Raw genomic sequence first — 13,102 nt, 5'->3', positions numbered from 1 at the left:
GCCCGATGCCGTGCCGTCACAGGGATCCAGAGGAACCACCCGGTCTGCAGCGGAGCATTTCCCGGCACCGCCCCGGCCGCTGCGCGACAATGGATCCCGCCCGGTCAGATCGTGGAGAACCGCCAGCGCCGAAGGAGGACTCGTGGCTCGTTCATACGCCACTGTCGGTCAGATGATCACGTACGCCTATGAGCAGGTGGCCCGGTCACGAGCGACCGGGGCGACCGTGCCGCAGAACCGGAGATTCCGTGCACTGACGGGTTCCCTGGTGGAATACATGATGATGTCGCCTCGCAGCCGCGACGCGTTCGTGCAGGTGCTCCTCGGCGGGTCACTGGATCTGGGCAATGTGGTGGCCTCGGCATCCGCGAGCGAACGTCGGCCAGATCTGTCGGCACGCATCCTCCCGCCCGACGGCGCCGACGACGACGGTGCACGCCTGCTCATCGCTCTTGGAATCGGCGGACCGGTCCCCACCGCTCGGGTCGAACGACTCGTGCAGCGCCTGGGTGACTCGTCTCGCTCGCGTCTGCTGCTGATCCAGCGCAAGGTCGATTCGCCTGCACGCGACGACTCCGACGCTGTGGCCGACCGCCGCGTGAGCTCCTCCACCTGGGAGAAGGTGCGCGGGAAGCTCGCGAAGGAAGACTCCGCGCATGCGGATCTGTGGCGAACCATCGGTGATATCGGACTGACGGCCGGGCTGCCGGTGGTGCAGCTGCCCGTGCACCCGTTCACGCTCTTGAACTCCCCAGAGATCGCCATGGAGTTCCGGGCGCACCTGGACGTCTTCCACGCCGCCTGCCGGGCTGCGCTCGGGGTGACACCCCGCTTCTCCACTCGTGCCGACCAGCCGTACCCACTGCTGCAGGCTGGCGACTCACGCGGCCGCTGGGGGCTGCGTTTCGCCGAAGTGTTCAACGGCTCCCCGACGATCGTGGTGCGCAACGGGCGCGTGCTGCATCCGCTGGGGGTCGCCCTGCCCGACGATGCGCAGGATCATGCGGCGTGGGAGAAGGTGCGCGCTGACCTGCGAGCTCAGCGCGGAAACCGCACGGGGACGCCGCCCAAGCATCGGCCGATGATCGGTGTGCCGGCGAACCCGGAGATCGAACCGGTGCGTCGCCTGCTGTGGTCGGTGATGAATCCGGTGCTCCTCGCCGAGCACGGCTTCGTGCTCGCCCCCGCGAAGCACCAGCCGCTGCTCACCGCCAGCACTCTTGCCCTTCGGCTCGAACGACCCGAGGATCCCGACGGCATCACATACACCATCACCGTCGGCGGACAGCGGGAGTGGAGCTCATTGGTGCCGCGCGTACAGCGAGAGGCGAGCGCGCTGCTGCCTGCGGAGGAGTATGCGGTGGCACCGCGTCGCGGCTGGTCCTCCTCCGAGTTCGTCTGGGAGGTCCATCGCGCGCTGTACTCACTCACGGTGCCCGTGCGGCGCCTTCACCGAGCCGAGCGTGCAGCCGCACGAACAACCGACCAGGGACATACCCAGAGCCGCACGGGAGAATGACCCCATGGATTCCACTGCTCAGTCCGAGACCACCAGCGCCGGGGCATCGACCACCAGCGGTCAGTACAAAGTGCGCGGAGGCAAACTGGTCAGCGCCGACGTCACCACGTCAGACGGCCGTATCAGCAGCGTGCACGTGTTCGGCGACTTCTTTCTCGAACCGGATGAGGCGCTCGAGGAGATCGGCGCTGCCCTCGTCGGCCTGCCCACTGACGCCACAGCCGCGATGCTCGCTGACGCGATCCGAGCCCGGCTCGCCGACCAGCCGACGCCGGTGCAGATGATCGGCTTCGACGAGGACGCCGTGGCGATCGCGGTGCGTCGCGCCCTGGGACATGCGAGCTCGTGGGAAGACATCACGTTCGACGTGATCGGCCCGGAGGTGCTGCCACCGGTGATGCATGTGGCGCTTGATGAGGTGCTGCCTCATGAGGTGGCTGCGGGCAGGCGCAATCCGGTCTTCCGCATCTGGGACTGGGACTCGCCGCTCGTGGTGATCGGTTCCTACCAGTCGTTGCGCAATGAGATCGACGCCGACGGGGCTGCGCGCCATGGCATCGGAGTGGTGCGCCGCATCACCGGCGGCGGTGCGATGTTCATGGAGCCTGGCAACTGCATCACCTATTCCCTGGTGGTGCCGACCTCGCTGGTGGAAGGGCTCAGCTTCGAGCAGGCCTACGCATACCTTGACGATTGGGTGATGGGTGCGCTCGCCGAGATCGGGGTGAGAGCCCACTATGTGCCACTCAATGACATCGCCTCGGAGCAGGGGAAGATCGGTGGCGCTGCGCAGCGCCGCTTCGCGGATGGCGTGCTGCTGCATCACGTGACGATGGCGTACGACATTGACGCGGACACGATGATGCAGGTGCTGCGGATCGGCCGGGAGAAGATCTCGGATAAAGGCACTCGGAGCGCGAACAAGCGCGTGGACCCGATGCGTTCGCAGACAGGCCTGCCGCGGGACCAGATCATTGCGGGGTTCCTGGACGCTTTCCGTTCGCGCTACGACTGCCGGGATTCGGCGTACACGCCAGAAGAGCTGGCGACTGCCACGGAGCTGGTGTGCACGAAGTTCGACACCGAGGAGTGGACCCGCCGCGTGCCGTGAGCAGATACGGCGCGTCAGCCTGTGGCGTCGTCGCTGGGCTGACATTGTCGCTGGGCTGATGTTGTCGCTGGGTTCCCCTGCCGCCCCGAACAGTGCGCCCTGCCACGGGGCCCATGGCCACGGCAGTCACAGGGAGCCTGCATCCATGGCTGCGCGTGGCGAACAGCGGGCCCGACAGCAGATGCGCTGCCGAGCCCGCTGTGTGATGGGCGCGTCACGGCGTTCCGGGAGGCCGCCTGATCCCGTGCGGCATCACCGGGTGCGTGGCGTCAGAACAGCCCGCTGTGTTCACCGCCGGTATCGAGGACCGTGGCGGTGCGGGAGTCGACGCTCTGGTCATTCCCGGTGGATTCATCGCCCGAAAGCCGCGCCGTCTGGGTGATCACGATGCGGTTGATCAGTCGTCCCTCCTTCGTGTTCCCATCGCCGAAGCGAAGGCTGGCCACGAGCTGCTCCTCTCCCGCCGGAACCGGATTGGACAGGGTGACGGAGAAGGTGCGCACGGACTCTGCGGCGTCGAATCCGAGGTCGCGCACGTAGGCGCCGTTGAAGCCGCCAGCGGTGATCAGGCGGTCCACACCCTGCGGCCCGTCCTCGGTGTGCACCTCGACGGTGAAGGTGACGGCGGGGAACTCGCCCCAGTAGCGATCGCGGCCTGCGTTACGCAGATGCAGGGCGACAACGCCAGCAAAGCCTGTGGCCTTCGCGCCGGACACGGTGAGGAACGGCTCGAGGTCGAGTGCGGCTGTGGCCTGGGAGCGCGGCGTGGCAGCCTGCGCCGGTACGGCGGCTAGCACGCCGGCCCCACCCAGGGCGGTGGCGGCGATGGCAGTGGCGAAGCCGCGGCGGGAGATGTGATGAGTGTTCATGGGGGTGTTCTCCTGTGCTGTCACGGGCGGGAGCCGACGGGGTTGTCGTAGAGCTTGACCTGGACTTCGTTCTTGATCGGCACATTGGCGCGCCATGCGGTGGGCGTGGACCAAGTGCCGTCGAGCGTGCAGTACTGCTGGGTGCCGGTCATCGCGATGGTGCGGAAGCCGTAGGTGGCTTCACCGGTGTGCCCTGCAGGCACGTCGTATGGGCCGACGGTCTGCCCGACCGTCCAGGACAGCTGGTAGGAGGCCTCAGCCCCGAGCTGTTGGGTCAGGGAGTAGGCAATGCCCCACTGGCCTGAGGCGCTCGAGTTCTCGCCCTTCTTATCGGCGCCGCCACCGATGTTGACGTCGGTCTGTTCAGTGCGCGATCCGTTGACCGTCACGGAGATCGTCTGTGACTTGGAGGTCTCCTGGGTCAGCGGGATCGTGTGGTCGGTCCTGTTGGTGGCTGAGACGGTGCCGACGGGAGTGAAGTTGTCGCGGACCTCGTAGATGACGGTACGGGTGTCTTCCCAGGCGTTGCATACGGGGCGGGGGTTCAGCGTGTTGGCCTTGAGGTGGGCGGATCCGCGGCTGGTCTGCACGATCGGCAGCTCGGCGTTGTTCTCCGGAGTCTCCGGGCCAGTCTCCTCGCTGGTCTCGGCGAATGCCGGCACGGTCATCAGTGCTGCCGCGAGGGCCGCTCCGCCGAGTGCCGCGGTGAGTCGTCCAGTCAGGGACATGGTTCTCCTCCTGTCGATGATCGGAGCGTCAAATGAGCCCCTCTGCTACCGGACAGTAAGCCTCTGCTATTCGCCGCCGCCAGCCGCCTCGCGAAAGTCAGTACGTTCGACATTCAATTTCATCCTTCTGGTCGATAGCCTGGCCTTTTGTTCATCTACCCCTGATTCGAGCGCCACGTTAGTCAGACAAGAAGCCGCTCAGGCGAGGTTCCTCTCTGGCACTTTTGTCCCAGTGCGCCTCGCGCCCTCGTGACTCTCGAGTCACCACCGGGGAGCTGCGGCCAGAGAGCCCTCACCGGGTCGCTGCGGCCGATGCAGATCAGCGCATCCCGCGCGGCGGAGCACGACAACGACATGGATCCCGTGCGCTCCACCGCGCCGAACCTCCCCACCCGCGCGGCACCGGCGTGGCTTCTCTGTCTGCTCGCCGTTCCCTGCGTACCTCCCCTGCCGCAGGGCACCGGTTGGTTCGTGGCACACACGCCACCCGGAACAGGTGCGTTGCGCACACCGCGGCACCTGGAACAATGGCACCCATGACCGACACCGCATCGCGCCCGACCCGCACCGTTCCTGACCGCCCGAGCCTGGATGGGCTCGAGGAGAAGTGGGACAGGGTATGGAGCGACTCGCAGATCCATGCCTTCGATCGCGAGACCACGCGCGAGCAGGTGTTCAGCATCGACACTCCGCCACCCACTGCCTCCGGCTCCCTGCACATCGGCCACGTGTTCGGCTACTCGCAGGCCGACATGATCGCCCGTTATCAGCGGATGCGCGGCAAGAACGTGTTCTACCCGCTGGGCTGGGACGACAACGGCCTGCCCACGGAACGCCGCGTGCAGAACTACTACGGCGTGCGCTGCGACCCATCGTTGCCGTACGACCCGGACTTCACGCCGCCGCAGGAGGGCGGGGATAACAAGTCCTCCAAGGCGGCAAACCAGCTGCCGATATCACGGCGTAACTTTATTGAGCTGTGCGAGCGACTCACCCGCATCGATGAGAAGTCCTTCGAGGAGGTCTTCCGTACGCTCGGCCTGTCCGTGGACTGGAACCACAGCTACCAGACGATCGACGCCCGCTCGCGTGCCGTGTCGCAGAAGGCATTCCTCGAGAATCTCGCAGCAGGGCAGGCGTACCAGTCCGAGGCACCCACCATGTGGGACGTCACCTACCGCACGGCTGTGGCACAGGCCGAGCAGGAGGATCGCGAGCGGGACGGTGCCTATCACCGCATCGGCTTCACGAAGACTGACGGCTCCGGCGAGAAGGTCTTCATCGAGACCACCCGCCCCGAGCTGTTGCCGGCCTGCGTAGCCCTCGTGGCGCACCCCGATGACGAGCGCTACCAGGACCTGTTCGGCACCACCGTGCGCTCTCCCCTGTTCGACGTTGAGGTTCCGGTGCATCCGCACCGCCTCGCGCAGGCAGACAAGGGCGCCGGCATCGCCATGATCTGCACGTTCGGCGACGCCACTGACGTGATCTGGTGGCGCGAACTGGAGCTGCCCACGCGCTGCGTGATCGGACGCGATGGCCGCTTCATCGCCGACGCCCCGTGGATCACCTCCGAGCAGGGGCAGACTCGCTACGCCGAGCTCGTTGGTCTGACGGTGTTCAGCGCTCAGAAGCGTGTGGTCGAGATGGTCACGGAGACCGGCGACCTGGTGGGCGAGCCGCGCCGAATCACTCACCCGGTGAAGTTCTACGAGAACGGCGACAAGCCACTGGAATACGTGACCAGCCGCCAGTGGTACCTCACCAACGGTGGCCGCGATCACGGCGAGGATGGCCTGCGCTCCCAGCTCATCGCTCGCGGTCAGGAGCTCACGTGGCATCCCGCCCATATGGAGGCGCGCTACCGCAACTGGGTGGAGGGGCTCAGCGGTGACTGGCTGATCTCCCGGCAGCGTTTCTTCGGCGTGCCGTTCCCGATCTGGTACCGCGTGGACGCCGACGGAAACGTCGACTACGACCGCGTGCTCACCCCCTCGCACGATCAGCTGCCGATCGACCCGACGATCGACGTCCCGGAAGGCTTCGAGGAGTCGCAGCGCGGTGAACCGGGTGGCTTCGTCGCCGACCCTGACATCCTCGACACGTGGGCGACGAGCTCGCTCACCCCGCAGCTTGCCGGCGGCTGGCTGCACGACCCGGAGCTGTTCGAGCTCGTGTACCCGATGGATCTACGCCCGCAGGGCCACGACATCATCCGCACCTGGTTGTTCTCCACAATCGTGCGTTCACACCTGCAACTGGATGAACTGCCGTGGAAGCACGCGTCGATCAACGGCTGGATCCTAGATCCGGACCGCAAGAAGATGTCGAAGTCCAAGGGCAACGTGGTCACCCCCATCGGTCTGCTGCACCAGCACGGTTCTGACGGGGTGCGGTATTGGGCTGGTCGCGCCCGGCAGGGCGTGGACACCGCTTTCGACGAAGGCCAGATGAAGATCGGCCGGCGCCTCGCGATCAAGATCCTCAATGCCTCGAAGTTCGCGCTCGGCTTCGGTGAGGCGCCGACGGATCCTTCCGGGCAGCTCGCGGCAGACCCGTCGGCTGTCACCGCGCCGCTGGACCGATCGCTGCTGGCGGCGCTCGCGCAGGTGGTCGACCAGGCCACCGCCGCACTGGAGGATCTGGACTATGCGCGAGCCCTCGAGGTGGTCGAGCCGTTCTTCTGGACGTTCTGCGATGACTACATCGAGCTCGTGAAGGCTCGTGCACACGGGGACGCCGACGATCCGGCAACCGCCTCCGCACGGGCGGCCCTCGCGATCGTGCTGGACGTGCTGCTGCGGCTGTTCGCCCCGGTGATCGTGTTCGCCACTGAAGAGGTGTGGTCCTGGTGGCGGGACGGCAGCGTGCACACGCAGCCCTGGCCGGAAGCGGCCCCGCTGCGCGCGGCCGCGGAGGGCGCGGATGCGGCGCTGCTGGGTGCGGTGTCGCAGGCGGCGATCGCGGTGCGGCGCATCAAGTCGGATGCGAAGGTGTCGCAGAAGACCCCGATCCTGTCGTTCACGCTCACGCTGCCGCAGGGCGCGGTCGACCACATCGAGGCGGCCCGCGGTGATCTCGAGGCGCTCGGCCGGATCGAGTCGATGACGCTCGCGTGCGGCGGCGAGGAGATCACGGTGAGCGACGTCGAGCTCGGCGAGGCGCCGCCGAAGCCCGCACGGAACTGAGGCACGGGCGCAAGATTCCGCCTTTCGAGCGATCCCAGGAGGACTGACAGCATGACCCGCACGTTCCGCGCCGGTCCGGCGATGCTGTTCATGATCATCGGGCCCTTGCTGCTGGCCGTGGGACTGCTGTTCAGCGTGGTCGGCGTGATCGCACCGCTCGTCACGGGCGACAGCACGCTGTTCGCTTTCCTGGTAGGGCTGCCGGTGTTCGGCCTTACCGGCCTGGGGATGCTGCTGCTCGGTCTGCGGTCCCGGATGGTGCTGCGTCCCGACGGAGTCGCGTGGCGCGGCATGTTCGGGCCGGAGCAGTCGGTCTCGTTCGTGGCGATCCAGGCGATCCAGCCGCCGGATATCCATGGTCGCGGCCCCGCGACTGCGCTGCTCCATCTGCGCGACGGGAACGTGGTCGCACTGACAGCGCTGCGCCGCGCCCCTGACGAGGGCACCGTCCACGATCCGTCGCTGAACCGGGCGATGCGTGCTCTCCAGGAGGCGCATGCCGCGTGGTGGGCGGCGAACCCGCGCGGATAGCAAGCAGCGGGCTGGTCCCCCGCCGCAGTCCGGGGGAAGCCGACCCGCTGTCGACGTCAGCTCACCAGTTCCAGGGCATCCGGTCGTTCACCCAATCACCTGCGCTGTGCAGCGCCGAGCCGCCGTCGCAGATCGCATCGTCCAGGTTGTAGTCGCCCGGCGTGAACGTGTCGACGATGGCGTTCGGGTGGAGCGCGATCTCCGTCGAACCGCCGAGACCGAGCTCCGCAGCCAGGCTGCCGCCCACGGAGATGGAGATCTCGTCGGTCGAGATGGTCTGGCCCGCAGCGATGCTCGCCCCGGCGCCCGCCTTCTCGCTGATCGACGTGGATCCGGAGAACCAGCCGCCCGGGCTGGTCGCTTCGAACTTCTCCGTGACCTGGGCGCCGGCGAACGCACCGGCGTCGAAGCCCGTGCTCCAGCCGTTGATCTGGCCGTCGTCGTTGCGCGTGGCGTGACTGTACCCATTGGCATGCGCTTCCGCGCCGGCGTAACCGGTAACCGTCACGGCACTGGACGAGCCGAGCAGGCCGTCCCCTTTTACGCTGGTCTCTCCGTACGCGCCGATGCCTGCTCGTCCCCCCGCGCTGAACCCGTCGGGCCCGATGGTGCCTCCCGCCTCGGCGTACCCTTCGGCGCCAAGGCGTCCGCTCGCGTCCACGCCCATCCCGAAGGGCCCGTTCAAGCGCTCATCGAGGCCGACTTCGACGCTGCCGCGCGCGCCCACCGTTCCCGTCATATTGCCGTAGGGGTCGGTGGTGGCGGAGGCGCCAGCGCTGCCGTTCGCTCCCGCGTGGACGTCCAGGAAGCCGAAGTCCTCATCGATCTCGCGCCCGGGGAGCAGGTCACCGCGGCCATGCAGCTGATCGCCAACTGGCCGATCCTGCCCGTACATCTGGCCCTTCGACCCGAAGCCCGAATCGCCGTAGAACTCTTGCGGCCCCTTCTCACCCCCACCGGTGAACCAGTCGCCCAGCCCCTGCCGGAGCGCATCGATGACGCCCGGGGTCAGCGGCGAACCGACACCGCCGGGTGGGAACGGCGACAGTCCGGGGCCGAAGTACCGGTCGATGAAGTCGCGGATCTGGTCGAGGACGGAGCCGTCCGACGAGCTCGAGGTCTGGTCCTGCTCGTCGGCGTGCTGCGTGATCTCGTCGCCCTTGGCGCGGATGTCGTCGGCCTTCGCGAGCATCCCCGGCTTGATCGTGCCGTGCCACAGGGCGCGGAAGGCGATCGCGTCAGGTCCGAGCCACGGCACCGAGTCGACGAAGGCGGACACGGCCTCGGTCGTGTCGACGATGCACTGCGCCCCCTGGGCGCAGGCGGCACCGTGCTGACGCATCTGATCTGTATCGCCGCCCAAGAACCCCGACATCGCGCATCCCCCGTTTCATGACCTGCCATCAATGACATAGACGCTACGGAGATCCCTGCATGCGCTCCATGGGGACTACTCCCCATGCCCGACGCGGGATGTGCACGCGATCCGGGTGACGGCTGTGTCGGAGCGCCACGCGGCCGCTCCATCCCGCCGCACGTCGATCCCGCCCCACAGCGGTACGGGCCGGTCGGCGCCTCGCATAGTGTGGGCTGGTCCCGACGCTGGTCGCGCTCGGCGGTGGCCTTTTCATCCTGTGGATGGCGCGGCGCGCTCGCCTGGAGATCGCTGAGCAGGGGGTTCGCCTGGTGCGGCCTCCTCAGCGCGCCGCAGCAGCTCATCTGGTCGCAGGTGCAGCGCATTCTTCCGGCGCCTGCCGGGAGCGACTCGCGGATCGCGGCGATCGCGGTTCTCGCCGACGGTTCCGTCCGCGAGGTCCGGGCGCTCTGGGAATCGCCGACGTCAGTGTCCGCGGTGCTCGGCATGTCGGATCACAGTCGCGCGTACGCGACGCTCGTGCAGGCGCACCAGCAGGTTCTCGGCCAGCGCGCCTGACCACGCGCACGCGCCGCCGTTACCGCGCGTGTCCTTCAGTGGACCTCGCGGACGTGCCCGGCGTCCGGCAGCAGCGGCCACGCTCAGCGCACGACTTCGCGCGTCGTCCCGTCGAGCCGGCGGGTCCAGCCCCGTCCATCGAGATGCTCGAGCAGCGGGATCGCGACGCGTCGCGTCGTGCCGAGCGCCTGACGCGCCTGGCTGGTCGTGAACGGCTGGGGCAGCGCCGCGAGCTCCCGCATCGCGAGCGCCGGGGCGGTCGGGAGGAGCACGACCCCGTCGTCGAGGCGCAGCAGGCGCCCCTGCCGCGCAGCGGCCGCGATCTCCTTCGGCCCGAGCTTCAGCGCGGCGAGATCATCCGCTTCCGGGGCGGCGAACGGCTCGGCGCGCAGCCGCTTCTCGAGCGTCGCGATAGCGCTCTCCGCGGCGCCCATGCCCTGCACGGTCTTCGGATCCCGGATCCGGCCATCCCGCTGCTCCAGACCGCTCGCGCGCACGACCGCATCGAGCAGGATCGGATCGGGCAGGGCGAGCGCATCCTGGGCTGCCTTCGCGGGGAGGCCCGGGGCGAGCGGATGTTGCCGCGCATGCGCTGCGACCGTGTCGCGCAGAGCCGATGTCCAGCCGTCGAGCGCCGCCCCATCAACGAGCCACTCCCCGACACGGCGCACCTGTGCCGGCGGCGGCTCAGGGATCACGATCCCGAAACGTGCCAGGTCGGCGGCGCGCACGGCGCGGCGTCGGGCGACCTCGAGGGTGACATCGCCCGTCGGCCCCATCTGCGTGAGCGTCTCCGCGCGACGTGCCCCGTCACCGCGACGGTCCAGCCGCGGCGGATCCACATCGAGCACGAGCGCCCCCGTGCGCACCGGATGCTCGCCGCTGCCGCGCAGCACGACCCGGTCCCCCACCATGAGCGGCAGCGGTCGGGCGAGGCTGAGCCGGGCATGCGCGGCACCGAGCGGACGCACCCGCGCCGGCACCGCCGCGGTTCCGACATGCACGACGATCTCCTCGGGGGCGTCGGCGAAATCAGCGCCGGTCATGGCCCGCACATCCAGCAGATCGCTGCGGTGGAACGCGCCCGGGGTGAGCAGTGCGTCGCCGCGTCCCACCCGGTCAGCATCCACACCGCGGAGGTTCACGGCGACCCGGCTCGTCGGACCGATCTGGTCGACCGCCCCGCCGCGGGACTGCAGGGACCGGACGACCACTTCCCGATCCTCGTCGGCACCGAGCAGCTCGAGCCGGTCTTCCCGGTGGATCGTCCCCGCAGCGAGCGTGCCGGTCACGACCGCGCCCGCGCCAGAAGCGGTGAACGCGCGGTCGAGCCACATCCGCACCGGCGCCTCAGCTGCCGGGGCGGGCAGGTCCGCGAGGAGCTCGCCGATCGCGGCGCGCAGCTCCGGCAGCCCGTCGCCGGTCACGGCGCTGACCGGCACGATCGGGGCGTCGGCGAGTCCCGTGCCGGCGAGCTCGTCACGCACCTGCGCGGTCGTCTCGCCGACGCGTTCCGGGGCGAGATCCGCACGGGTCAGTGCGATGATGCCGCGGTCGATGCCGAGCGCAGCGACCGCATCACGGTGGTCGTCGGACTGTTCCCGCCACCCCTCATCGGCAGCGACGACGAACAGCACGATCGGCGCGGGACCGAGCCCGGCGAGCATGTTCCCGAGGAACCGCTCATGCCCCGGCACATCCACGAACGACACGCTGCGGCCCGACGGCAGGCGCGTCCACGCGAAGCCGAGATCGATCGTGAGACCGCGACGCTTCTCCTCCGCCCACCGGTCCGGTTCGATACCTGTGAGCGCCCGGATCAGCGTAGACTTGCCGTGGTCCACATGCCCCGCAGTGGCGATGACCTGCATCAATCCGCCTTCCCCTGCGCTTCGGTGAGCGCTGCAGCAACGGTCTGCGCGACCGTGCCGTCGAGCTCCTCGGGGATGCAGCGCAGATCCAGCAGGCAGCGGCCATCGCGCACGGTGCCGACGATCGCCGGGTCTCCACCGCGCAGCAGCGGTGCGAGCGCGGCGGGCAGGGCGAGCGCCCACCCGGAGATCGGCACCTCAGCGCCGCCCCCGCCGCCGACCCGACCGTCATGCGGAACGACCTCCCCGCCGACCCGGGCGGCGAGACGCTCCGTGCGCTCGCGCAGCGCCGACGGGTCCGTGCGCAGGTAGGCGAGCACCGGGGGCGTCGGTCCCTCGAGGGTCGCTTCGATCGCGGCGAGAGCCAGCTTGTCGGCGCGCATCGCGCGGGCCAGCGGATGCCGGGCGAGCCTCGCGATGATGTCGGCGCGGCCGAGCAGGATCCCGGCCTGCGGGCCGCCGAGCAGCTTGTCGCCGCTGGCGAGCACGAGATCGGCGCCATCGGCGAGGGCCGAGGGCAGATCCGGTTCATCCGGCAGCAACGGATCCGGCGCGAACAGGCCGCTACCGATATCGACGATCAGCGGGATGCCCGCGTCGCGGCACGGCCCGGCGAGCTCCGCAACCGGGACGCTGCTCGTGAACCCGGTGATGCGGTAGTTCGAGGCGTGGATGCGCAGCACCGCGGCGGCGCCGCCGTCGATCGCGCGCGTGTAATCAGCCAGGTGCGTGCGGTTCGTGGCGCCGACCTCCCGGATCCGCGTCCCGGTCGACGCGATCAGGTCCGGCAGCCGGAACCCTGCCCCGATCTCGATCAGCTCACCGCGAGAGATCACCACCTCGCCGGTACCGGCGAGCGCGGTGGTCGCGAGCGCGAGCGCCGCCGCACCGTTGTTGACGATCAGCGCATCCTCCGCGCCGGGGCACGCTGCGAGCAGCGCGGCGCGGGCGGCGGCGCCGCGGCGGGACCGGGCACCCGTCGCGAGGTCGAACTCGACGTCGGTGTATCCGGCGGCGTCGAGCAGTGCCTGCTGGGCGAGCGGCGACAGCGGCGCGCGACCCAGATTCGTGTGCACGACGACGCCGGTCGCATTCAGGACCGGGCGCAGCGATGAGGCGGTGCGGGTGCCGAGCGCATCGAGCACAGCGTCGGTGACCTCGTCCGGGCTGATCTCGCCGCGGCGCGCCCGATCCTGGGCGGCGCGCACGACCCCGAGCACGACCTTCTCCCCCATCGCCGCGGCGGCCCGAGCGACCGCCGGATCGGCCATCAGATGGTCGGTGCGGGGGATCCGCCGGCGCGGGTCCTCCTCGGGGGCGGCAGCATCGGCGCTCACGGGGACCTCCTGCGG

Annotated in this window: 10 protein-coding genes; 5 read left to right on the top strand and 5 right to left on the bottom strand. The window is 69.2% G+C overall.

The genetic code is table 11. The features are described 5' to 3' along the window. Window positions 1-142: 142 nt before the first annotated feature. Entirely contained in the window at window positions 143-1,519 is a 1,377-nt protein-coding gene (locus C8271_RS04255; RefSeq protein ID WP_106506245.1) for a hypothetical protein, read from the top strand. Between the two features lie 4 nt (window positions 1,520-1,523). Next, window positions 1,524-2,630 (top strand): lipoate-protein ligase LplAB, encoded by a 1,107-nt coding sequence (gene lplAB / locus C8271_RS04250; protein WP_106506244.1) that lies wholly within the window; start codon window positions 1,524-1,526, stop codon window positions 2,628-2,630. Between the two features lie 269 nt (window positions 2,631-2,899). Here the strand turns inward: lplAB and C8271_RS04245 are convergent, their stop codons facing one another. Together C8271_RS04245 and C8271_RS04240 are read right to left on the bottom strand one after the other, a co-directional pair. Then, complete coding sequence (locus C8271_RS04245) at window positions 2,900-3,499, bottom strand: hypothetical protein (protein WP_106506243.1); 600 nt, start codon at window positions 3,497-3,499, stop codon at window positions 2,900-2,902. A gap of 20 nt (window positions 3,500-3,519) precedes the next feature. Then, window positions 3,520-4,227 carry a hypothetical protein gene (locus C8271_RS04240; protein WP_106506242.1) on the bottom strand — a complete coding sequence of 236 codons (708 nt, stop codon included), beginning with the start codon at window positions 4,225-4,227 and terminating at the stop codon, window positions 3,520-3,522. 536 nt (window positions 4,228-4,763) lie between these two features. On the opposite strand from C8271_RS04240, the gene valS reads away from it, so the two are divergent. Further along, entirely contained in the window at window positions 4,764-7,415 is a 2,652-nt protein-coding gene (gene valS / locus C8271_RS04235) for a valine--tRNA ligase (protein WP_106506241.1), read from the top strand. A gap of 51 nt (window positions 7,416-7,466) precedes the next feature. Next, window positions 7,467-7,946 carry a hypothetical protein gene (locus tag C8271_RS04230; RefSeq protein WP_106506240.1) on the top strand — a complete coding sequence of 160 codons (480 nt, stop codon included), beginning with the start codon at window positions 7,467-7,469 and terminating at the stop codon, window positions 7,944-7,946. 61 nt (window positions 7,947-8,007) lie between these two features. On the opposite strand, the gene C8271_RS04225 is transcribed toward C8271_RS04230, so the two are convergent. Beyond that, window positions 8,008-9,321, bottom strand: a complete 1,314-nt coding sequence (locus C8271_RS04225; protein WP_106506239.1) for a hypothetical protein — start codon at window positions 9,319-9,321, stop codon at window positions 8,008-8,010. A 354-nt stretch (window positions 9,322-9,675) separates the two neighbouring features. On the opposite strand from C8271_RS04225, the gene C8271_RS13690 reads away from it, so the two are divergent. After that, window positions 9,676-9,879, top strand: a complete 204-nt coding sequence (locus C8271_RS13690; RefSeq protein WP_138774519.1) for a hypothetical protein — start codon at window positions 9,676-9,678, stop codon at window positions 9,877-9,879. An 83-nt stretch (window positions 9,880-9,962) separates the two neighbouring features. Here C8271_RS13690 and selB read toward each other — a convergent pair whose 3' ends face one another. Beyond that, window positions 9,963-11,750, bottom strand: coding sequence for a selenocysteine-specific translation elongation factor (gene selB / locus C8271_RS04215; protein WP_106506237.1), 1,788 nt, complete (start codon window positions 11,748-11,750; stop codon window positions 9,963-9,965). After that, window positions 11,750-13,087 (bottom strand): L-seryl-tRNA(Sec) selenium transferase, encoded by a 1,338-nt coding sequence (gene selA, locus C8271_RS04210; protein WP_281260358.1) that lies wholly within the window; start codon window positions 13,085-13,087, stop codon window positions 11,750-11,752. Before selA ends, selB begins: the two co-directional genes overlap by 1 nt. Window positions 13,088-13,102 lie beyond the last annotated feature (15 nt).

The organism is Brachybacterium timonense (genome assembly GCF_900258505.1).
Taxonomy (GTDB): domain Bacteria; phylum Actinomycetota; class Actinomycetes; order Actinomycetales; family Dermabacteraceae; genus Brachybacterium; species Brachybacterium timonense.
The sequence above is the reverse complement of the archived record's forward strand: the minus strand, read 5'-3'. Positions and strand labels throughout refer to the sequence as shown.